The 23,052-nt window shown below is 58.6% G+C and carries 18 protein-coding genes; 8 read left to right on the top strand and 10 right to left on the bottom strand.

Annotated elements, in window-relative coordinates; all coding sequences use genetic code 11:
- The first annotated feature begins 318 nt into the window (after positions 1 to 318).
- Complete coding sequence (locus tag I3J13_RS12920) at positions 319 to 1,503, top strand: AGE family epimerase/isomerase (protein ID WP_196379039.1); 1,185 nt, start codon at positions 319 to 321, stop codon at positions 1,501 to 1,503.
- A gap of 50 nt (positions 1,504 to 1,553) precedes the next feature.
- Here the strand turns inward: I3J13_RS12920 and I3J13_RS12915 are convergent, their stop codons facing one another.
- From I3J13_RS12915 to I3J13_RS12895, 5 genes are read right to left on the bottom strand one after another with little or no spacing between them, the layout of a single operon-like run.
- Entirely contained in the window at positions 1,554 to 2,516 is a 963-nt protein-coding gene (locus I3J13_RS12915; protein WP_003523822.1) for a glycoside hydrolase family 26 protein, read from the bottom strand.
- Positions 2,517 to 2,529: 13 nt separating this feature from the next.
- Positions 2,530 to 3,033, bottom strand: coding sequence for a DUF995 domain-containing protein (locus tag I3J13_RS12910; protein ID WP_003523821.1), 504 nt, complete (start codon positions 3,031 to 3,033; stop codon positions 2,530 to 2,532).
- Positions 3,034 to 3,047: 14 nt separating this feature from the next.
- On the bottom strand, positions 3,048 to 4,985 hold the full coding sequence (locus I3J13_RS12905; protein ID WP_196379038.1) for a glycosyltransferase family 2 protein: 1,938 nt from the start codon (positions 4,983 to 4,985) through the stop codon (positions 3,048 to 3,050).
- A complete protein-coding gene (galE, locus tag I3J13_RS12900) occupies positions 4,982 to 5,965 on the bottom strand; it encodes a UDP-glucose 4-epimerase GalE (RefSeq protein WP_020811999.1) in 984 nt (327 codons plus the stop codon). The genes I3J13_RS12905 and galE overlap by 4 nt, the downstream gene beginning before the upstream one ends.
- Position 5,966: 1 nt before the next feature.
- A complete protein-coding gene (locus I3J13_RS12895; protein WP_035262294.1) occupies positions 5,967 to 6,989 on the bottom strand; it encodes a UDP-glucuronic acid decarboxylase family protein in 1,023 nt (340 codons plus the stop codon).
- Between the two features lie 393 nt (positions 6,990 to 7,382).
- On the opposite strand from I3J13_RS12895, the gene I3J13_RS12890 reads away from it, so the two are divergent.
- The gene (locus tag I3J13_RS12890; RefSeq protein ID WP_035262291.1) at positions 7,383 to 7,733 is read left to right on the top strand and encodes a hypothetical protein; all 351 of its coding nucleotides are present in this window, start codon (positions 7,383 to 7,385) and stop codon (positions 7,731 to 7,733) included.
- Between the two features lie 59 nt (positions 7,734 to 7,792).
- On the opposite strand, the gene I3J13_RS12885 is transcribed toward I3J13_RS12890, so the two are convergent.
- On the bottom strand, positions 7,793 to 8,566 hold the full coding sequence (locus I3J13_RS12885) for a helix-turn-helix domain-containing protein (protein ID WP_035262289.1): 774 nt from the start codon (positions 8,564 to 8,566) through the stop codon (positions 7,793 to 7,795).
- Positions 8,567 to 9,480: 914 nt separating this feature from the next.
- On the opposite strand from I3J13_RS12885, the gene I3J13_RS12880 reads away from it, so the two are divergent.
- The 5 genes from I3J13_RS12880 to I3J13_RS12860 all read left to right on the top strand — a co-directional run bounded on the left by I3J13_RS12880 (position 9,481) and on the right by I3J13_RS12860 (position 16,852).
- Positions 9,481 to 10,446, top strand: a complete 966-nt coding sequence (locus I3J13_RS12880; RefSeq protein WP_035262284.1) for a hypothetical protein — start codon at positions 9,481 to 9,483, stop codon at positions 10,444 to 10,446.
- Between the two features lie 152 nt (positions 10,447 to 10,598).
- The gene (locus tag I3J13_RS12875; protein WP_196379037.1) at positions 10,599 to 12,617 is read left to right on the top strand and encodes a hypothetical protein; all 2,019 of its coding nucleotides are present in this window, start codon (positions 10,599 to 10,601) and stop codon (positions 12,615 to 12,617) included.
- 83 nt (positions 12,618 to 12,700) lie between these two features.
- Positions 12,701 to 14,905 (top strand): type I secretion system permease/ATPase, encoded by a 2,205-nt coding sequence (locus tag I3J13_RS12870; RefSeq protein WP_196379036.1) that lies wholly within the window; start codon positions 12,701 to 12,703, stop codon positions 14,903 to 14,905.
- Positions 14,906 to 14,913: 8 nt separating this feature from the next.
- Complete coding sequence (locus I3J13_RS12865) at positions 14,914 to 16,272, top strand: HlyD family type I secretion periplasmic adaptor subunit (RefSeq protein WP_035262274.1); 1,359 nt, start codon at positions 14,914 to 14,916, stop codon at positions 16,270 to 16,272.
- 85 nt (positions 16,273 to 16,357) lie between these two features.
- Positions 16,358 to 16,852, top strand: a complete 495-nt coding sequence (locus I3J13_RS12860; protein ID WP_035262271.1) for a hypothetical protein — start codon at positions 16,358 to 16,360, stop codon at positions 16,850 to 16,852.
- A 78-nt stretch (positions 16,853 to 16,930) separates the two neighbouring features.
- Here the strand turns inward: I3J13_RS12860 and I3J13_RS12855 are convergent, their stop codons facing one another.
- The 4 genes from I3J13_RS12855 to I3J13_RS12840 all read right to left on the bottom strand — a co-directional run bounded on the left by I3J13_RS12855 (position 16,931) and on the right by I3J13_RS12840 (position 21,548).
- A complete protein-coding gene (locus I3J13_RS12855; protein ID WP_196379035.1) occupies positions 16,931 to 18,241 on the bottom strand; it encodes an O-antigen ligase family protein in 1,311 nt (436 codons plus the stop codon).
- 7 nt (positions 18,242 to 18,248) lie between these two features.
- On the bottom strand, positions 18,249 to 19,505 hold the full coding sequence (locus tag I3J13_RS12850) for a polysaccharide biosynthesis/export family protein (protein ID WP_196379034.1): 1,257 nt from the start codon (positions 19,503 to 19,505) through the stop codon (positions 18,249 to 18,251).
- Between the two features lie 194 nt (positions 19,506 to 19,699).
- The gene (locus tag I3J13_RS12845; protein WP_003523803.1) at positions 19,700 to 20,380 is read right to left on the bottom strand and encodes a sugar transferase; all 681 of its coding nucleotides are present in this window, start codon (positions 20,378 to 20,380) and stop codon (positions 19,700 to 19,702) included.
- Positions 20,381 to 20,999: 619 nt separating this feature from the next.
- Positions 21,000 to 21,548: a cupin domain-containing protein gene (locus I3J13_RS12840; protein ID WP_196379033.1), complete on the bottom strand. Its 549-nt coding sequence runs from the start codon at positions 21,546 to 21,548 to the stop codon at positions 21,000 to 21,002.
- Between the two features lie 145 nt (positions 21,549 to 21,693).
- Here I3J13_RS12840 and aptA point away from each other — a divergent pair, with 145 nt between their 5' ends.
- Positions 21,694 to 23,028 (top strand): omega-aminotransferase AptA, encoded by a 1,335-nt coding sequence (gene aptA / locus I3J13_RS12835; protein WP_059758580.1) that lies wholly within the window; start codon positions 21,694 to 21,696, stop codon positions 23,026 to 23,028.
- The last annotated feature ends 24 nt before the right edge of the window (positions 23,029 to 23,052 follow it).

Here is a 23,052-nt window from a genome sequence, read left to right as displayed (position 1 = left end):
TCCCCAACGCCGCCCAGGTTAAAAGGAGACCGAATCACTAATGACCAGACCATTGTTACGAAATACGTGAGGACTACGAATAAGCAATCTCAAATTTGCGTTGTAATTTCTGACACTTTATGGCTAGCGAATCACCATTGCCGCCCCATGTTCGCCATGGAAGAAGGTGGAACCAATCGCGCCGCCGGGGGTTGGCTTCCTGTCAGGTCGATAATTTTACGGTTGCAGCGCAATATGTCCCATGGTCTACTTGCCTCCATAATGACGTATTTTTATTGGCCCGCTTTTTATTCAACTGTAAAAACAGAGAGTTGACGCATGACATTGCAATTTCCGAGCATCGCGCAGACGCTTGCCGAAGAGATCGGAAGATTACGCAAATGGCTGGATGAGGACGCCCTGCCCCTGTGGTGGGAGGCGGGTTCGGCGCGGCCGGATGGCGGCTTTTACGAACGTCTCGGCCAGGATGCCAAACCGGTTTTTTCCGATGACCGCCGCGCCCGTGTGCAGCCGCGCCAGGCCTATTGTTTCGCCGCCGCCGGCCAGCATGGCTGGCAGGGACCGTGGAAAGACGCGCTCCTGCACGGGCTTTCCTGGTTCGAAAAGGTCTATCGCCTTGAAAACGGCCTTTACGGCAACCTTGCCGACCAGACCGGCCGGCTGATCGATCCCTCCTTCGATCTCTACAATCAGGCCTTTGCGCTGTTTGCCGCCGCACAGGCCGCCGCAAGCCTTCCCGAGCGCCGGGACGAGATGCGCGGCCGGGCGCTCGATATTCTTGCCATCCTCGAACGCGACTACAGACATCCGGTCGCCGGCTTCGAGGAAGCGAACCCGCCGCGCACGCCGCTCTGCTCCAATCCGCATATGCATCTCTTCGAGGCGATGCTGGCCTGGGAGGTGCAGGACCCGGACGGCCCGTGGTCGGCGCTGGCCGACGAGATCGCCGATCTTGCGCTTAACCGCTTCATCGATGGCGGCAATGGCGGCTTGCGCGAATTCTTTACCCATGACTGGACACCGCATGACAGCGACAAAGGCCGGATCATGGAGCCGGGCCACCAGTTCGAATGGGCCTGGCTTCTGGTGCGCTGGGGCAGCCTGCGTGGAAACGACGAAGCGATGGGCAAGGCAAAACGGCTGTTCGAGATCGGCGAGGCCTACGGCATCTGCCCGCGCCGCAAGGTGGCGGTGATGAGCCTCTACGACGATTTTTCGGTGCATGACGGGCTGGCGCGGTTATGGCCGCAGACGGAATGGCTGAAGGCTTCGGTGCGGCTTGCAAGCGTCACAAGCGGCGAGGAGCGGCAACGTTACCTCGCCTCCGGTCTCAGCGCCATCGGCGCGCTGCAGCCTTTCCTCGACACGCCGGTCAAGGGCCTGTGGTTCGACAAATGGCCGGCCGACAGGCCGATGCTCGACGAGCCGGCGCCGGCAAGCACGTTTTATCACATCGTCTGCGCCATATATGAGGCGGAGGCTGTGCTGGCGACGGCCAGCTAATATCGGACCGCCGGCGAGCGGCATCGCCGCTCGCCGGTTTTCGGCGTCGATCAGGCCTTGGCCGGGCGCACGACGCGCCAGTCCGGTCTGCCGAGATTGTGCGGCCAGGCATGAACATCCTTGTCGTTGAAATAGACGACCTCTTCCAGCTTCGGAAAATCCGCCTGTTTCAGCGTCACGTCATTCATCCACGGACGAACATAGGAATCGCCGCCTTCATAACCCAGTTCGGCAACCCAGACCGGCTTGTTGAAGGTTTCGACAAGTCCATAGCCCTTGCGCAGCAGATCGGTGAAGGTCTTCGGTCCGCCATATTCGATCTTGTCGTATTCCTCAAGACCGAAGACCGAGAGGCCGACCAGATCGGCATAGCTGTCACCTGGGTAGTAGGCCTGCAGACCGTCCAGACCTTTCGGTGACCACATCACCTTGACGCTGGGAACCGCCTTGCGGGTCATGTCCACCATGCGTTTATACGCCGTGATGTAATCACGCGGGTTCCAGCCCGACCACGAGAAGCGGCCGGACGTGTCTTCCATTTCCTGTCCCCAGCGCAGGATCAGCGGACTTTTCATCGCCGACATGCGTGCGGCGATCGCCTGCATGTTCTGGTCATAGTCGCCTCTCATTACCTTGCGACGCAACTCGTCGGAGGTGAGCCGCCAGTTAACGTCCCAGGACCAGGGTTCGACCGTGATCAGCACGTTGCGCTTGCGCTCCAGAGCGTAGGCATCCGCAAGTGCGAGACTGTCGAGATCCACGTCTTCCCAGGGCAGGAACAGATGTTCCGACGCCACCCCGGTCTGGGCCGTGAAATCGCCGTGCGGATCGTAGGCACCGAAACGGATGCCGTCCGCATGCAATGTCGGTCTTTTGTCGGCAAGTGTCTTCATGCCCGTCGACGTCATGGGGGCGACACCCTGTGCGTCGAGCTTGAGCACCGGATACATGCCGGCGGTAAAGGCTGCGGCGGCACCACCTGCGAACAGAAGTTTTCTTCTTGTTATCTGCATGACACCTTACTCCCTACCTTGTTGCCGTCATCGCCTTGTCGTAAGCGGCGATCTGCGGCGTGACATCGTCCTTGCGGACGAGCTTGAGGAATTCATCGCCAGGGCGTGGCGGGTTGTGCCGGAACACGTACCATGGCCCGCCCTGCTTGCGCTGGTAGAGCACCTTGCCAATGCGGCCATGGTCGAAGCAGGTATCGGCCTTGCCGTTTCCTGCCGCACTTTTCCAGGTGGCGCGCATGCACAGGGTGCCGTTGGCATCGACGGTCCAGCGGCCTTCACCGATGGACTTCTTGCCCTTTTCTTCCGTTGCGGCGATGAATTTGCGGTCTTGGGCGATGAAGCGTCCACCGCCCGTTTCCCATTTCCAGGTCTTGTCGAAGTACATGTCCACGACTTCGCTGGTTCTGAGCGGTTTCGGCGTCTTCGTGCCGCCTGCAGCGTGGACCGCGCTTGGCACGACCACCGCAAGACAGAGTACGAAAGCGGAGAATCCGCATTTGCTTATTGTTGTTTTCATCACAGCCTCCTCCTTCATTGTCCGACCCTATTGTCGGCCAGCATGATCTCTCCGGTTGCCACCGCCGGCGGCGGCGCCACGATGGGTTCCGCCTGCATTTCCTGCGGTCCGCGCAGTCCCGGTACGGTAATGCGCAGTTTCAGACGCACCGATCTCGCACCTTCCACGCCCGCACCGGCGACCGTGAACCGCGTTTCGGTAAAACTGACATAGGACTGCCCGTGCGACAGGGCCTCCAGCCCGCCGATCGCATGGGAGCTGAGCTGTACGGCACTGCCCGCCACCAGCAGCAACGAACAGGCCGCGGCGGTCGCTCCCCCGCGCAATGCCGGCAGCCTTGGCAAGCCGTTTTCCATCGCATGGCGGATGAGCAGAAACACCGAAAGGCCCGCATAGATCGCCACATTGATGGCGGCGAAGACGAAGAAGCCCTCCGCCCCGTTTTCACGCGGCGCCAGAACCATGGCCACGAGGCTGAGCGCCGCCAGAAGAATGTAAGGCGCGACCACCCTCAACGGCAGCGGCGGTTTTGCCTGCGTGCCCTTGGGAGTGATGCGGAAATCGACGAAATCGCCACGGATCGTGTCGCGTATCGCCGCCAGCACGCCCATCAGCGACCAGGGCCAGCGCAGGAACAGAAATACCATGGCCTCCCAGCTGAAGAGCTTCGCATCATGCGGGCGGAATGCACCCGTGGCCCGCCAGAAGAAGGCAAACACGATCATGATCAGCGAAACCGGCAGGAAATGCGCCAGAAACGCCGGATAGGATGCATTGACCAGCACATCGCCGCGCATCAGCGCAACGGCGGGAAGAACGAACATCAGCGCCATGAAGCCGGAAAACAGCGGATACCAGAGCTGCGAAAACAGAAACTGGAACTTCAGCCGCGGCGGCAGCTTCGGCACGTAGTGCCTTGAATATTGCAGCAGAATGGTCATCAGGCTGCGCGACCACTGGAATTCCTGCACGATGAGATCAGCAAAAGTCACCGGCCCGTCGCCATGGGCGATGGCGTTGACGGCGTGAACGCCGCGCCAGCCGCCGGCATTCATCAGAAGCGTGGTGGAATGATCCTCGGCAAGCTCCGGCCCAAGGCCGCCGACCTCCCGCAGGGCTTTCGTGCGCACGGCATAATGAGAACCGATGCATAGAGGCGCCCAGCCATTATTGTAACCCAGTTGCAGCGCGCCATGCAGGCTCGCCTCGGCATAAAGCCTGCCGCGCGCGGCCCAGCTTTCACCGGCATTGGCGTCGCAGATGCTCGGGGCCGAAACATATCCAACCTTCGGATCGGCAAAGGGACGGATGATCTCGCGCAGATAATCCGGTTCCGGCACGTGATCCGCATCGAACTGGGCGACGAAATCATAACGCTCGTAACCGTGGTGATCGTAGAAATAAGCGAGATTGCCCTCCTTGCAGCGCGTGCGCCGCGGCCAGGTCTTGCGATGATACTCCGCAACGCCCTGTCGGGTGGAAACGAAAACGCCGTGCGCGCCACACCATTTCAGCGTTTCCGCATCCGGAGCCTCGTCGGCAAGCCAGACGTCGAATTCCAGACCCTTCTGTTCGAGCATGGCCAGCAGCGTCTTCTGCACCACCGCGAAAGGTTCCGACGGCGCCTTGGTGACGACCATCGCCACCCTGCCCCGTGGCAGAGGGGAGCGCCGGTCGACAACCTTCGCGTTCAGAAAGATGAAGATGAAATAGGATGGCAGAAGCGTGATCCACGCGAGCGTCATCGTAACGACGGTATAATAGGGCCAGTCGATGACACGATCGCGATCGAGCCACCAGATCCAGAAATAAGCGAGCGTCACCAGCCAGCCGCCAATGCCGAGAAGATAGGCCGTGCGGTTCCAGCCGGCAAAGACCGGCAGCATCCGCAAATCGCTGGCGACTGCAACTGCCCGGGCCGATGGAACGGAAGGGGTGGAATGGGCTTTCATGACCGCACCTCCAGTCCGAAACCGGGACCTGCCGTCCGGATGATGGTGTCGATATCCGAACGCTTCGGGATAAAGCCGAGCGTCTCTTCCGCACGTTTGATATCCGCAAACAGGGCTGGCGGATCGCCGGCGCGCCTTGCGCCGAAATGGACCGGAACTTCCTGCCCCGTCACGCGGTGGATCGCCCGGATGATATCGCCGACCGATGTACCGTGACCGGAACCGAGATTGACGCGCAGCGTCTCTCCGCCCTCGGCAAGATAATTGACGGCAGCCACATGGGCATCGGCCAGATCGCTGACATGGATGTAATCGCGAATGCAGGTGCCGTCGCTGGTGTCGTAATCCGCCCCGAAGACATCCAGTTGCGGCAGCCTTGCGGCAGCCGCCATCAGTGCCCGCGGGATCAGATGGGTTTCAGGCTCATGGCGCTCGTAAAGCTCACCGTCCGGGTCGGCCCCGGCGGCATTGAAATAACGCAGCGCCACGAAACGCAGACCGTAGGCGGCGGCATAATCATCGAGCGCCATTTCGAAGATCAGTTTCGTGCGCCCGTAAGGATTGACCGGCATTTGCGCCGTTTCCTCACGGATGGGCAATTGCGGCGGCACGCCATAGGTGGCGCAGCTGGAAGAAAACACCAGCCCGCCGATATTCTGGTCGAGACAGGCATCCAGCAGCGCAAGACTGCCGCCGACATTGTTGCGGTAATATTTGCGCGGATCCTCGACGGACTCACCGACATAGGCGTTGGCGGCGCAATGGATGACGAAGGCTGGCGAAAACTCCTTCAGCGTGGCTTTCAAAAGGCCGCGATCCAGAATATCGCCCTCGATGAAGGGACCCCAGCGAACCGAATCCGCGTGACCCGTCGAGAGATTGTCGTAAGCGATGGGCTTGAAGCCGGATTGGGCCAGCGCCTTGCATATGTGGCTGCCTATGAATCCGGCCCCGCCCGTGACGAGGATTGTGCGGGGCATCTCATACGGCCTCCGCCACAGTCTTGCCGGCCAGCAACGCATCGAAATAGACGATGGTTTTTTCCAGGCCGATTTCGAGCGGCACGCGCGGCTGCCATCTCAACAGTTCCTTTGCCCGCGAAATGTCGGGGCGGCGCTGCTGCGGATCGTCGATCGCGGCGGGCAGATGCACGATGCGCGAACGGGAACCCGTCATGCGGATAACGATATCGGCGAGCTGCCGCACCGGAATTTCGCTCGGGTTGCCGAGATTGATCGGCCCGGTGCAATCCTTCGGCTTGGCCGAGAAGCGCAGGAAACCGTCGATCAGGTCATCGACATAGCAGAAGGAACGGGTCTGGCTGCCATCGCCGTAAATGGTGATGTCGGCGCCCTTCAGAGCCTGGACGATGAAGTTCGAAACCACACGTCCGTCATCGGGTCGCATGCGCGGCCCATAGGTGTTGAAGATGCGTCCCACCTTGATATCGACACCGAAGCTACGGTGATAATCGAAAAACAGCGTTTCGGCGCTGCGTTTCCCTTCATCGTAACAAGCTCGCGGCCCGATTGTATTTACATTGCCGAAATAGGTTTCCGGCTGCGGATTGACGTGCGGATCGCCGTAGACTTCCGATGTCGACGACTGCACGACGGTTGCACCGCATCTGCGTGCCACTTCCAGTACATTGACCGCACCCAGGACATTGGTGAGCAGCGTGCCGACAGGGTCGCGCTGATAGTCTGGCGGCGAAGCCGGCGAGGCGAAGTTGAAGATCAGCGAGACATCGATGTCATAGGGTTTGCGCACATCGTGCTCAACCAGCAAAAACCGCTTATTATCCCGCAAATGCGCCACATTCGCGGTGCGTCCGGTCGAAAGATCGTCGAGACAGATCACCTCGTGACCGCAGCTCAACAGGCGCTCGCAAAGATGGGAACCGAGAAAACCGGCGCCGCCATTGACGAGAACGCGTTGGCCAGGTCTCCATTCGGAGTAGATGGTGACGCCGTTGTCGTGGTCGTTGGGAACGAAATTACGCATTACACAATCCTCCCCATGAGGAATCAGCGCAGCTGATTCACCTAAACTGGATCAAACTCCCGATTGTACGATATCTTGAATATCATCCTCCGGTTTTTACTTCTTCTGGAGGTTTAATATTTCGATCGGATAAATTTCAACTTTCATGATAGGCGCAGCAGAAAACAGGTCAACTTCATTTTATCAAAATATTACAATTGATTACCCAAAATTACTCAAAATAGCCCCTTGATTTAATACTTTTTAACTACGCCTCTATTATGCCTTTCTTATTGAGCATTAGCGCAAGCTTCGCTCAACCAGTCGGGGCTATCCTGGTTTTGTAAGGCTCGGTCCACCGGGAACAAAACCGCCCGGCGAGATGCGACAGACAGTCGATTTCAGGGGACACACATGACGAATGAAATGCCTTATTCCCATAGCGGCAAAGCAGCCCGCCATTGTCGCTTCGCGCTTGTTGCCGCAGCACTTGTAACCTTCACCTTCGCGACGGCCTCATGTTCCGTGGTCGAAGACGCCGTTCTCATCAAGACCGCGTCGGCCAATACCGCCACGACCAAGAGCAGGGTCGTTCCGGCGAAGGCGTCCTACGGTTATCAAAAAACCGGCAACGCGGCCGTTACGCTTGTTGCCGATGCCTCGGGCACACCCGCGGTATCGCGGCAGTCCTACTCGGGCTCCTCTCCCTATATCTGCTCACCGAGCGGATTCGGGCAGAAATCCCGCTGCTTCCTGAGGCCCTGAGCCTCCTGGAGAAATACCGGAGGGAACTGGCGTCCGGACGGCTCTAGCCGCCCTGACGCTCAGTTCTTCCAGCCGCCGGAGAAGGTCGTGTCTTCATCTTTGTTGAAGAAGCGCGACGCCGCCTCCGTGCGGTTGCGCACGTTCATTTTCTTATAAATATTGCGAACGTGAACCTTGACGGTGTTCTCGGACAGATGCAGCCGATCAGCGATGATCTTGTTTTGCGTTCCCTTGCAAAGCAGGTCGAGGATTTGCACCTCGCGTGTCGTCAGCGCCGCCACGTCGCTCCTGCTTGCGGCAAGGGCATCGGCGCGGTTGGCGATCACGGCATTGCTTTGAACGCTCTTGCTGTTGACGGAAGGCGAATAGGGCGTGAGCTTGCCGAGAAGAGCAGCAGGAAAATGCTCCCCGCCCTTCATGAGCAGATCGACGGCCGCCATGAAGACATCGAGCCTGAGGTTGAGCGGCAGCACGCCATCGATGACGCGCATTCCCACCAGCCTTTTCAGCGGCTCCTCGAATTTATCGATGGTTTCGACGACGAGCGCGATCGGCGCATCGGGATGTTTTTCCCGAACCTCCGAAAGAACGGCATGAAGACGATCCCCCGACATCCGGTAAGGCAAAACCAGCCGTACATTGTTACCGTAGTCGTCCTCGATGCCCGCCGACGACCTTACGCTCACCACCGCGAATGTGGGGAACTTTTTGCCCAGCGCCTCCATGAGGCACTCGGAAAACAGGTCCGGATCCGCTATGACCAATAAAGTTCCATTTATAGGAGCAACGGCGTTTTTTTGTTTTGCCGCATAATCTGACGTTCCCATGAACATTGACGCCTCCCTCAAGCGCTTACGCATTACTTTCTTTTGGTTGTGCAGTCTGTTGTCCGCCGGCTATCTTTCCCCTGAATACTTGGGGGCGATTCTCCGCTTTAGGCCATGTCAACTATCATTAATTACCCGTTAATTAACACACGCTAATACGAAAAGCTGTGTAAATAAATGGCCCAAACGGGTTATTTTTTACAATTGACATACAAAATAGGTTACGCCGAGATAGAATCATTCATTCTGTAACCGCTGCAAAAACAATCACATTGGAAAAGCTTTCGCTGTGGTTTTGCGTTCCGGGAAAATATAACTTTTAGTTGATATCCCTTTACATAGCTCGCCGGCGAAGCACGCTGCAGCCTGTTCCTTTTCGGGATAAAGGCCTTTTCCCACCGAAATAGACCATGTTTCTCGAAAAAAGCCGCCTTGCCCTGGCGAAGCGGCGTTTTTTTAAGGCCAAACCGGCCAAACGACCCGCCGGACAACCGCCTGCGACATATATATTCGGGTAAAGCGCCGATAGGTTTAGCCCGAATTGATATCTAGGAAGCGCGATTTTTCTGCGGCACAGTCTGACCGTCGCTGAACGGCGGCCGATGGAAAGACACCTCCGGCCTTGACGTGTGTTTGAAAAACGCCGGTCCCTTTTCAAGAAAACATGCAAGCGAAAAGACGAAGCCACCGCGCTCCCCTTATGGAGCGAGGAACGGATTTGTGCGCCGTTTTACCGAGTAGCGCACAAGGGCTGAACGAAAAGAGCCCGCTCACGGGCCACTACCGAACCGCAGATGATGCGTACCGAGTGCATCTGCAAAACATCAATCTTCATGCTACCCGGGGCAAGCGCGAAAAAATCCCGTTTGAGATGAGAGGGATTTCGAAAGCTGCTCCGAGCTTTTTCGGAGGAAATCGAAATGGGTTATGATCACAAGGCATCCGGCAGCGACGACGACATCACCAAGATCGGCGCGCTTTCCGATGGTTTCGCCAACACGTCGACCAATGACGCCAAGGTGGAAGACAGCAACGTCGGCACCGCAAACGGTGAAAACCGCAACAACGACAACAGCGACAACAGCACCAATGTGGATGTTGACGCCAAGATCGATGTTGAAGCCAATAACGGTGACAATCGCGACAACGACTATGACTGGAGCTATGACAGCAAGTCCTATAGCGACAACGACACGACCACCAAGACCAGCACCGAAACCAACACCGATATCAAGGTCGACTACGACTGGAGCTATGAAAGCAAGTCGTACAGCGACAACGACACCAATGTGAAAACGATCACGGATACGGACACAAAGACGTCCAACTATTCCGACAACGACACCTCCACCAAGACCACGACGACCTCCGACAGCTTCAACTCCGCAGACAGTTTCTACAAGTCGGATGACGACTTCGGCAACATCACGGGCGTCAAGGATGTCGGCAATCTCGGCATCGCCGGCGGAGACCTCACCTTCAATCTGGGTGACGACTTCTCCTTCACTCTCGATGTCGACAATATCCTCAACGGCTCGCTCAATGGCGATGGCAACGACACCGGCTTCAGCATGGTGCAGGCCAACCACCTGGCGGATCAGGATGAGGCCTACGACATCAAGATGCAGAATGGCGGTGCGGAAAACCACCTGAGCGCCAATGCCGGTGACGCCTTCGGCGCCGAAGGCATCGACGGCAAGGGATGGGACCTCAAGGCAGGCGACGACGCAGCAGGTACCAGCACTGCGGATGCATCGGCAATCCTTGCAAATTCCGGCTTCCATCTGGAACTGGTGCAGGGCGCCAACATGCTCTCCAACGCAGTTGATGTCACGATCACAGGCGGTAACTCGCATGTGTCTGATGTCGGTGAGGATCACTCCTGATAACCACCTCTTGACGAAAAGAGCTGCACCGGCACCCGCCGGTGCAGTTCGCGGTTGAAGGACCGGGGTTGCGTAAAACGAAGCACCGCCTCCAGGACGTGTGCCCTCCGCAGCCTTAAGGCTCTGCCGCGATGATCAGGGAGGGACCTCCAATGCATATCGACAAGATTTCGGACATGATTGCGCATTTCATCGGCCTGTTCGACACGGTGATCGAGGAAGCGCGCCTGAGAACCAACTACAGCGAAGGCCCGGCGCATTCCGATCCGGACCGTTTGCCGGACGATGAAGCAGCAAAGCTGCTCGACAAGAACTATGACGTTCCGCTCAAGGACTACGATCCCGGCGTCAACTACCGCGCCGGCTATTATGATTTCGATTATCTGCAGCCGCATTTCGCGCGCATGGTCGAACACGACATGCAGCGGCTCGCAGATGCCATCCCTGTCGATATTTCCGGCGTCAATTTCCGTTTTCCCGGCCGGCTTTCCTTTGAGGAGGAGTATGAACTGGTGGTTCACACCGGTCCCGGTTCGGTCATCGCGCATGTGGCGCAGGTCAATATTCTTCAGGACGACGACTATCTGAACATGACGGACGGCCCCTACGTGTGGCGCGACACCAGCTTCGTCACAGAGCGCACCGTCGAGTTCTACAATGAAGCGTCCGTCTTCACGCCTTTTGCCGGTTTCCAGCGCACCGACAGTTACGACGCCCTGCAGGCGCTCGCCAAATCCGCGCACGACTATATCGACCATGCCCGCGAAAACGACGTGACGTCGCTCGGCACCGGCGCGGATCAGGATTTCGTTCTGGCCGGCAATGACATCCACGGGCTTTACATCAATGGCTCGATAGCCAGCGAAAAGCCGATGCTCGACGACTACATGCCCGATCGCGGTATCGCCAAGCCGGCGGAAGAGCCGGAAAAGAGCGATGTTTCGCTGCATGAGGACAGCCCCGCCGGCAACAGCCTCGACGTCGCCGCAGGCGCCAATGTCGTCGCCAACATCGCCACCCTGGTCAATACCGGCGTCATGACGTCGGTAACCGCCGTCATGGGCGACTATCACCAGATCGACGCGATCACTCAGGCCTATATCTATAGCGACCGGGACGAGATCGACTCCGTTTTCACACGGTCGGAAGATCAGGCGGCGACGGCAGCCTTCAATATCGCCAGCTTCGAGCGCAGCGTCTATCCGGGCGCCGAAAACACGGAGAACAGCAGCCAGGAAAACGGCGAACCGCCGATATTTCCGACCGCCTGGCGCGTCAGCGTGCTGGAAGGCGACGTTTCCTTCGTCCACTGGATCGAGCAATACCAGTTCGTCAGCGACAATGACACGATGACGATAACGACCTCCGGCGCCACCGTCAGCCTGCTGACAGGCGGCAACGCCGCGCTCAATATTGCGAATTTCCTCGGCATCGGCATGCAATACGACCTGATCATCGTCGGCGGCAATGTGCTGGACATGAACATCATCAGCCAGATCGCCGTGCTCTACGACAATGACTGGGCGCGCGCCAACCCCGATGCGCCGGACGGCGCCACCATCCAGTCCGGCAACAACCTGCTGTGGAACGACGCCGCCATTCACAATGTCGGCAGCAACGATCGTTTCGAAACCATGCCGGACTATATGAACCAGACGGTGAACGCCATCAACGAGCGCGATCCCAACATGCCGGATGCGCTTGCCCATGACGTCAATTTCGCCGGCTATGAGGGTCTGAACGTCCTCTATATCACCGGCAATCTCTACGATGTCAGCATCATAAAACAGGTGAGCGTCCTGGGTGATTCCGACGATGTGACGCAGGCCGCCGCCAAGGTTCTTGAAAATAACGAGGACGCCACCGTTCATATCGATACCGGCAGCAACGCCGTGGTCAATCTGGCGCAGATCGTCGACTACGACAGCTTCGGCTCCACCACCTATGTCGCCGGCGGCGTTTATTCCGATGCCATACTGATACAGGGCGGCATCATCGAAAACGACACGTCGCAACCCCAGCAAGGCCAACTGGCCAACGAGGTCATCGCCTTTCTTCACGACGATCCCGCCACCATCGAAAACGAATCCAATGGCGTCATCAATGCCGGTCACGACCTGTCATGGTCGAATGCCCATCCGGCCGACGTCATGCAGACGGTCGTTGCGTAACCTCTGGCAGGCGGGGCTGCAAACGCACCCCGCCGCAGCCAGAACCGCAAACACCGCTAGATCACCGAGGGGACCGATATAAAATGGATCATATTTCTAGAAAAACCATTGCCGATGGACGCTCGCTGGACTTGCCGCTGGATCAGGATGCGGAAGACAGCAAACTGACGGACGCCTGTATTTCAGCAATCAATGAAGCCGTCGAAAACCTGCGCCAATTATCCGGCGCGGAACAGACGGCAAAAGAAGTTTCCTCCCCTGCACAGACCGCCCCCCCACAAGTTCTCTCCCAACCGCATGCAAAAACGGAGCAGACGGAACAGTTGCGGGATGTTCCCCCGGAAAGGCCGGCACCTCAACGGGACCGGCAACCTGCCTCCCCGCCGGAACCGCAGGCCAAGATCGACAATGCCGACCTGCCTTTCGTCAAGACCATCGACAATAATGACGGACCGATCCGTGAAAACGAACGCCGGCCAGTGACGGGCGGCGGCGGCAAGGAGCCGACGGACAATGGTGGTGGCGGTGGTGGCGGCGGCGGTGGTGGAAGCCAGAGCGGTTTTCACAAACGCAGCGAGCCGATCAACTTCGCCGCAAGCCTTGCCAAGGGCATCGCCGCCGTGCGGCGCAACATGGTGGTGGTGATGCTGTTCACGGTCGCCATCAACGTCCTGCTGCTCGCCATCCCGCTTTATCTGTTCCAGATTTCCGACCGGGTTCTGACCAGCCGCTCAATGGATACGCTGGTGATGCTGACGGTCGCCGTCCTTGGCGCGGTTCTGCTGCAGGCCTTCATGGACGCCATCCGCCGCTTCATCCTGATGCGCACCGCCGTCGAACTCGAGGTGCAGCTTGGCGCGCCGATCCTGTCCGCCGCCGCCCGCGCCTCCCTGCATGGCAGTGGCAAGGACTACCAGACCTTGCAGGATCTACAGCAATTGCGCTCCTTCCTCACCTCCGGCACGCTCATCGCCTTTCTCGATGCGCCGCTGATGCCGCTCTTCATCGTGGTGGTCTATCTCGTCCATCCGCATCTCGGCATCATCATCATGGTCTGCTGCGTCGTGCTGTTCGGCATCGCCTGGCTGAACCAGCGCTTCACCGCAAGACAGTTCTCAGAGGCTTCCGGTTATTTGAGCCGCGCCAATTTCCACCTCGATTCCATGTCGCGCAATTCGCAGATCATCAATGCGCTCGCCATGATCCCCGAAGCGGTGAAGATGTGGGGCCGCGAAACCGCCGGCTCGCTGAAATCGCATGTGGCGGCGCAGGATCGCAACATTATGTTCTCCGGCGTTTCCAAGGCGGCGCGCATGATTACCCAGGTGGCGCTGCTCGGCTGGGGCGCGCATCTGTCGCTATCCGGCGAACTGACCGGCGGCATGGTGATTGCAGCCTCCATCATTTCCGGCCGCGCACTGGCGCCTATCGAAGGCGCAATAGAAGGCTGGCACCAGTTCAACAAATCTGCCGCCTCCTATGGCCGCATCAAGCAGCTTCTCATCAATTCGCCGCTGAACTTCCCTCGCCTGCGCCTTCCCAACCCGGAAGGACGTCTCGACGTCGAGCGCATCCTCTTCGTGCCGCCGCCGCAGAAAAAGGTGATTTTGAACGGCATTTCCTTTTCGCTGAAAAAGGGGGAGTCGCTCGCCATCATCGGCAATTCCGGCTCCGGCAAGACGACGCTCGGCAAGATGCTGGTGGGCTCCATTCTGCCCACATCAGGCAATGTACGTCTCGATCTCATGGATCTGCGCAACTGGGACCAGCGACAATTCGGTGAAAGCATCGGTTATCTGCCACAGGACGTGCAGCTTTTCCCCGGTACCATCAAAGCCAATATCTGCCGCATGCGCGACGATATCGAAGACCGGCAGATCTACGAGGCGGCAGTGCTGGCCGATGTGCACGAGCTGATCGCCGGTTTCCCGCAGGGTTATGAAACCGTGGTCGCTGCCGATGGCGCACCGCTTTCCGGCGGCCAGAAACAGCGCATCGCACTTGCCCGCGCCTTTTTCGGCGATCCGAAATTCGTGGTGCTGGATGAGCCGAACTCCAATCTGGATACGCAGGGCGAACAGGCGTTGGCCAAGGCGCTGCTGCACGCCAAAAGACAGGGCATCACCACCGTCACCATCACCCAGCGGCCGGCGCTGCTTCAATGCGTCGACAAGATCATGGTGCTGAAGGACGGATCGGTCGCCATGTTCGGCGAAAGGATGGACGTGCTGAAGGCGCTTTCCGGCAATGGCCGCGAGGCCAACCAGTCCCCGCAGATCGAGGGTTGAGAACCGTCATGTTCAAAAAGAAAAACGCCATTGCCGAAGTCAAACCCCAGGGCCAGCTCGAATGGTACAGCGAGGTGCCGCGCTCCATCCGCCTGCACAGCTCGATCGGTCTTGCCGTGCTGCTCGCCTCCTTCGGCGGTTTCGGATTCTGGGCCGGCACTGCGCCGCTCTCCTCCGCCATCATCGCCCAGGGCAGTTTCGTCGCCACCGGCAACAACAAGGTGGTCCAGCATCTGGAAGGCGGCATCATCAAGGAAATGATGGTCAGCGAAGGCGACACGGTCAAGGAAGGCGACGTTCTTCTGACGCTGGACAAGACGACGGCGCTTGCCAACGAGCGCATGTTGCAGCTGCGGCGGCTTCGCCTCGAAACCATCGTGGTGCGCTTGCGCGCCGAGGCCCAGGGCGCGAAAAGCTTCAAGGTGCCGGATATCGTCATGAAGGAAGCCGGCGATCCGGATATCAATTCCATCATCCAGAGCCAGAACATCGTGTTCCACAGCAAGCTCATCAAGCTTGAGGAGCAGATGAATCTGATCGACAAGAATATCCGGTCGCTGGAGTTCCGCTATGCGGGCTATGACGGCCAAAAACAGTCCTTCGACCGGCAATTGGCGCTTTTGACACAGGAGCGCGATTCCAAGGAGCGGCTCGCCAAGGACGGCGTCATCCGCAAGACCGACATGCTGGCGCTGGAGCGCGCCATCGCCGACGCCATGGGCGACATCGCCCGGCTGAGCGGCGAAATGAACCAGAGCGAGGCGGAAATCGCCAAGTTCCGGCAGGAAGCGGTCATTGCCGTCAACGCCAACAAGCAGGCAGCGCTCGATGCGCTGGAAACCGCCGAATCCGATCTCGACAGCGTGCGTGAACAGGTGCGTGGCGCCGCCGAAGTGCTGGAGCGCACCGTCATCCGTTCCCCCGTCAACGGCACTGTCGTGCGCGCCTATTATCATACACCGGGCGGCGTCATCACCACCGGCAAGCCGATCATGGAAATTCTGCCCGCTCATGTGCCCCTTATTCTGGAGGCGCAGGTGCTGAGAACCTCCATCGACCAGCTGCATGAGGGCCAGACCGCCGCGATCCGCCTGTCGGCGCTCAACCGCCGCACCACACCGGTTCTGAACGGCAAGGTCTTTTACGTTTCAGCCGACAGCATCGAGGAAAATGCCGGCCTTCAGGTCAAGGACGTCTACATCGTGCGGGTGCAGATACCCGACGAGGAAATCGCCAAGGTTCACAATTTCCACCCCGTGCCCGGCATGCCGGCCGACGTGCTGATCCAGACTTCGGAGCGTACCTTCTTCGAATATCTGACCAAGCCGATCTCCGACAGCATGTCCCGTGCTTTCAAGGAAAGATGAAGAAATATCAGTAACCTACACTGTCTTTTCCGCAGCGGTCGGCATATAATATCCAAATATGTTTCGTCGGGGCGGGAGAAGCAGCATGGCGGCGATGTCGGATGTATTGCTGCTGGTCGGCAGGCTGAATTACGTGTGGACCAACACGGAAAGCCTGATGATCTATCTGATCGTCCATCTCCTGAAAGTGGAAAAGGAAGCGGCCATCGTCGTGTTCCTGACGCTCAACACCACGCGGGCGCGCATGGATCTGATCGAGCGCCTGGCGAAGCTTCCCTCCACCGATGCGAAGGACCGCAAGACCATCCTCTCCATCATGGCGCGGCTGAAGAAGGAAGCGAAGACGCGCAACAAATATAATCACTGCATCTATTCCTTCGACGAAAAAGGCGAAATCGCCAGCACGCAGCTCATGCGGCTGGTGGAGGATGACAGCCAGGTGCGCTACGGCAAGGTGGAGCGCATGGACGAGAAGGAAATCGGACAGCTCGAAAAATCGATCGCCGACATCGTCGAGGTCAGCAAGGACATGTGGAGTTTCATCCATGCCAGTCCGCATGTCTCTGCGGATTATCTTTAGAACCACCTCGCCTACGTCATTCCGGCCTTGAGCCGGAATTCAGCCGACGCGGCTCTCGCGCGGCGAAGACGGGTTCTTTCAGCCCAAGGACTTGGGCTGGCTGGATTCCGGCCCAAGGCCGGAATGACGGAGAGAGAAACCGCCACGAACTCCAGTCAGGTGAACGCTACCCTCCGCAGCCCTTGCCGGAAGGCACAGTTTACCGGCTGCGAAATAAAGCAGGAACGAGCCGATCTGGTAGGGAAAGATGATGTCGATCTCCACGAAGGAACGCACGACAAACAGGGCGCAGATCGCAAACAGGATGACGCCCTGCGGATCGCTCTTGCGCATCAGCACCGAGCGCAGATGCCCGAGCAGCGTTCCGTAAAGCACTATGCCAAGCAGCAGCATGCCAACGAAGCCGTTTTCCACCACGGTTTCGATATAGGTATTATGGAAATGGAAGCCGCTGCGGCCGGTAATGAAGAAATCGTTCCACAACCGTTCGGCATCGGGAAAACCCGCAACCCAGAACCCCTGATAACCGACGCCGAGGATCGGCGTTTGTTTCGCCGCCTCGATGCCCTGCTGCCAGAGGTAAGTTCGGCCGGTCAGCGTCGAATCCTTGCCGAAAATGCCGAGAATTGCGTCCAGCAGGCCGAATTGCAGGGATGCGACAGCCAGCAATGCGCCGAGACCGCCCAGCACAAAAAACGTCATCTTTCGGTTCGCCGGCGAAAGCATGCCGATGGGAATGAAGCCGATGATGAGCGCGACCACCGCCGCCGTGGTAATAGTGGATGTGGCCGATTGGGACGCAAGGAGGCTATAGGCCGACAGGAGCCCGGTGACGCCGGCAATCGGCAGCCAGACGCCCCTTTGCTTGAGCACCAGCGCCGATGCGGCGGCGAAAATGACGCCGAGCGAGGCATAAAAGCCGAGCTGGTTCTTGGAAGAAAAAGCGCCGACGAAACTATAGGTGCCATCCAGCGCATCGAAGAGATAAATGCCGAATAGCAGCGAATAGAGCAGAACGACGGCGATGCCGATCAGCGCCCCGCGCGTCAACGTCCGGATGGAGATCACCCGCATGGCGATCAGCGCGCAGACGATATGCGTCATATACTGGATGGAGGCGCGCATGGTCACCGACGCCGCTTCCGACCAGAAACTGGACAGAACCGTCAAGATGCCGAAGGCGAATATCCAGAGATAGCGCGGATAATTGCCGAGCACGCGCCGGTAATCGACCACCACCAGCGGCAGCCACATGCCATAATAGGCCAGAACCGAGATTTGCCCGAAACGCGACGAGTAAGCGAAGACGAAGAACGACAGCGCAACCGCCGCCATTCCGTAAATCTCATTGCGTTCGGGATCGATCAGCGCCGATTTGGCGATCCGCATTGAAACCTCACTGCATCAGGATTTCAGACGAGACCTTGATGACATCGCCGGGCTGGAGCATGGCGTTTTCATCCACCTTCAGCTCCTTCGGCTTGCCGTTTTCCTCACGCACCACGACATAGCCGATCGTCGCGGACTTGCCCGACGGGTCGAAACGGATCGCTTCGGCCGATTGCGCCAGCGCTTCCGACATCAATTCGCGGCTGGTGGTCAGTTGCAGATTGAGCTTGTCCAGTTCCGCTTCCGTGTCCTGCAATTCCTTGGAGCGCTGCGCCACCCAGTCGTTACGCAGGTTGATCTCGTCCTGGGTCGCCTTGTTGATATCCTGTTTGGCGCGCAGCGACTGCGTATCGATATCGAGCAGGTTGGATTCCACTTCCGCGGCGCGTTCTTCCGCGGAAATACGCCGTTGCGACAGCGCAAGCCCCTGCTCGTTCAGCCGGTTGACCCGGTCGCGGTCCTCGTTGGCAAGCTGGAGCTGACGATTCTGCGTTTCCGATTTCTTCTTCAGGGATTCGACTTCGCTCTGCAGAAGAGCATGCAGGTCCGTCAGCGCCTTGAGCTGCAGGGTGTAACGTTCGGTGCGCGATTTCATCAGCGCGCTTTCGCTGGCCAGCAGCACGTCGATTTCGCCGATCTTTTCCATTTCAGGCGTCTTGGCGATGGTCGCGTCACCCTTGACCTCTGCGACCAGGCGCGCCTGACGGGCGAGCAGCCTTGCGCGCTGGTTGTCATAGACGGCGGCGTCACCACGGGCATTGATGAAGTCGCGGGCAAAACGCTGCCCGGCATCCGAGCGCCGCAGGCCCCCGGCAAGGCTGACCGCCTTCAGCACCGTGAGATTGGCGGCATAGGGATATTCACCCGGCGTCTGCACATCGCCGCTCAAGAAGATCGGTCGGAACTGCGCGATCTCGACGGAGGCCGAAGGCAGGTTGCGAAGGGCGAACTTGCTCTGAAGCTGGGCTCCAATTTGCTCGCTGACCTCCGATGGGGTCTTGCCCGCAACATCCAGCTGACCGATGAAAGGCAGGGACAGCGCCCCCGACGGACCGACGGAATAATCGCCGTTGATCACATCCCAGTTGCGGATGCTGCCATCCGCCGGCTGCCATTCGGCAACGCGGATACGCAGCTTGTCAGCGGTACCGAGCTTATATTGAGCGCCATCCGCAGCCATGGCGGAGAGCGGCGCGGAAAGGGCGACGGAAGCGGCAAATACGAAGGCCACAAACGGGCGGCGGGCGGCAGACAAGCCGTTCATCGGGAAACTCCCTGTTAGCGGATCGCCACACGGGCGATCCGGCCGTCGCGCAACTGGGCAAGGCCGGCTGCACAGCGCCGCGAAAAGCGGCCGGTATGATTAGCACCAATGACGCACCCAAAGACCGGACTTGGGATCCCGGTCGGGGTGCGTGTCGAAACGAAGATCGATAAAGCCGAACTCAATATCGGTTTTCAGTAGCTTCCGCGTGAAAGGCACACGGCGGGAATGGTCTTGACGATGATGAAGACATCCTGCCGCATCGACCAGTTCTGCACATAGTGCGTGTCGAAAGCGACGCGGGTCTTGTAGGATACGTCGTTGCGGCCGCTGATCTGCCACAGGCCGGTCAGGCCAGGGCGGGTGCTGAGATAATAAGCGGCAGCGCTTTCATAATAGCTCAGTTCCTCATCGACGACCGGGCGTGGGCCAACCACGCTCATTTCGCCGCGAATGATGTTGAGGAGCTGCGGCAGTTCGTCGAGCGAGAGCTTGCGCAGCACAGCGCCGACAGCCGTAACACGCGGGTCGTTCTTGAGCTTGCGGGTGGCGCGCCATTCTTCGGCGGCTTCCGGATTGGCGGCAAGATATTGCCGCAGGATCTCATCGCCGTTCATCGCCATCGTCCTGAATTTCAGGCAATGGAAATAGCGGCCATTATGTCCCACACGCCGGTGGCCATAAAAGATCGGGCCGGGATCAGACAATTTCACCAGCGCGGCGATCAACAGGAATATCGGGCTGAAGATGAGCAGCGCAAGCGCAGCCGATGTCATATCGAAACTGCGTTTTGCGATGCCCCCGATAGGGAAACTGACATCGAAGTCTTCGGAGCTGCTGAGTGTCTGTTCAGCCGATTGGGTCGCGGACTTCATAGAGAGAACTCCATTTATGTTTTGCGATTGGTCGGTGCCCGGAGGCGCGTCTTTCCGTCTAAAAGAGATAACAAGTCTGTGTTCGGAATTTGATGCTAATGGATTTTTTGTAAGGCACATTGGCCATAACCGTCTATGCGATTTCTTGCGCGAGCGGCCGATCAACGTCCGGGCAATATTAACGGTTGCATAAAAAAGCAACAAATGTGCCGACGGCCATGTGTTGAGAGCATGGGTACCGCCCCGGCATGTATTGGGTTTTGTGCCAGCGGCAGTCTTTTCTTATGTGTTTCTTATGACTTGGCGAGATGAGACAGGAACGTTAAGAACAGCCCCGTCTGTAACAGAATATAAAATTTTTTTGCATCGCAGCAAGATTGCGGCAATGCATATAAAATTTGACATATCCGTAGGGATTTTTTTGCCTGACATTGCCAGGCCGCCAAGAAAAAGCGATGGAAAAATTGCTAAAAGGGCGCAAACACGGCAAAAGAGTGGCAAGAAACTGCATTCTAGTCATGGCAGCCACGCAAAATTGCCGTAGCTCACGGCCATTTTTTACCGAATTGCTCCGACTTGGCCGTTCTAAGAGCGTTACGAGGCGCAAAAACCGCTGGAATCAGAAGGTTGGCGGTGTGCAGGCGCTGATGACCTCACAGGGCACGGGACCGACGCAACGGAAACGATGCGGCCTGCGGCTTTCGAAATAATAGGCATCCCCCGGCCCGAGCACCCGCCTCTCTTCGTCAACCGTCACTTCCAGCCGTCCGGAGAGGATGATTCCTCCTTCCTCGCCATCGTGAACCAGCGGCACCTTGCCGGTATCTGCGCCCGGCTGGTAACATTCCTTGAGGATTTGCAGGCTGCGGCCGAAGACATTCTCACCCACCTGCCGGAAGGATATCGGCCCCTTGCCGATTTCAACCAGCTCATCCGCCCGGTAAAAAGCCTTGCGGCTCGTCTGCGGCTCGAAAGCGAAAAACTCGGCAAGGCCGATCGGTATGCCATCAAGAATGCGCTTCAGCGCGCCGACGGAAGGGTTCGAGGTGTTGGATTCGATCAGAGAAATCGTCGAATTGGTGACACCGGCACGCCTTGCCAGTTCCCGCTGGGAAATATTGTGGCGCAGCCGCAAATGGCGCAAACGCCCGCCTATATCCACCGACATGCCTGAGCCCCCGTTGCCCTTGTTCGAAATATCGAAAACCCGAGTTCAGGCCTATAGCATTTTCAATGGCTTGGCCACAGAGAGAAAAGGGCTTGTTCAGTCGTGAAAATAGCATTCAATCACCGGCAACGAACAGGAGACCACAATGGACAACCCGAGCCGATCCAATTCCACCTCGCTTGACAGCTACTGGATGCCGTTTACCGCCAACCGGCAGTTCAAGGCCAATCCCCGCCTGCTGACGAGCGCCGAGGGCATGTATTACACCAGCAATGACGGTCGCCAGGTTCTCGACGGCACGGCTGGCCTTTGGTGCGTCAATGCCGGCCACGGCCGCCAGCAGATCGCATCTGCCGTCAAGCACCAGCTTTCGACGATGGATTACGCGCCCTCCTTCCAGATGGGCCACCCGGTTGCCTTTGAATTCGCCGAGCGGCTGGCGGAGATTGCACCCGGCCCGGAAGGTGCAAAACTCGACCGTGTCTTCTATACGGGCTCCGGATCGGAATCGGTCGATACGGCGCTGAAGATCGCCATCGCCTATCAGCGCGCCATCGGCCAGGGCACCCGCAGCCGGTTGATCGGTCGTGAGCGCGGTTATCATGGCGTCGGTTTCGGCGGCATCTCCGTGGGCGGCCTCGTCAACAACCGTCGCGTTTTCCCGCAAATTCCCGCAGACCACCTGCGTCATACCCATGATCCGGCGAAGAACAGCTTCGTGAAGGGCCAGCCCGAGCACGGCGCCGAGCTTGCTGACGATCTGGAACGTCTGGTCGCCCTGCATGGTGCGGAAACCATCGCAGCCTGCATCGTCGAGCCGGTCGCCGGCTCCACCGGCGTGCTGGTGCCGCCCAAGGGTTATCTGGAGCGCCTGCGCGCCATCTGCGACAAGCACGGCATCCTCTTGATCTTCGATGAGGTCATCACCGGTTTCGGCCGCATGGGCTCCACCTTCGCCACCAATTATTTCGGCGTTACGCCCGATATCGTCACCACCGCCAAGGGACTGACCAACGGCGCGATCCCGATGGGCGCGGTCTTCACCAGCCGCAAGGTGCACGATGCGCTGATGCATGGGCCGGAAAACCAGATCGAGCTGTTCCACGGCTATACCTATTCCGGCCACCCGGTCGCCTGCGCCGCCGGTATAGCGACGCTCGACATCTATCGCGATGAGGGCCTTTTCACCCGCGCGGCCGAATTGCAGGATGTCTGGCACGACGCCATCCATTCCCTGAAGGGCCTGCCGAATGTCATCGACATCCGCACCATCGGCTTCATCGCCGGCATCGAGCTGCAATCGCGCGACGGTGCTGCTGGCGCACGCGCCTATGATGTCTTCGTGGATTGCTTCGAGCGCGGCCTGCTCATTCGCGTTACCGGCGACATCATCGCCCTTTCGCCGCCGCTGATCGCCGAAAAATCCCATTTCGACGATATCGTCTCGATCCTCGGCGATGCGCTGAAGCGCGCGCAGTAAAGACCATGCAAACAAAAAGGCCGC

Source organism: Agrobacterium leguminum (genome assembly GCF_015704895.1).
Classification (GTDB): Bacteria; Pseudomonadota; Alphaproteobacteria; order Rhizobiales; family Rhizobiaceae; genus Agrobacterium; species Agrobacterium leguminum.
Note: the sequence above shows the minus strand (reverse complement) of the source record. Positions and strands in the feature narration are given on the sequence as shown.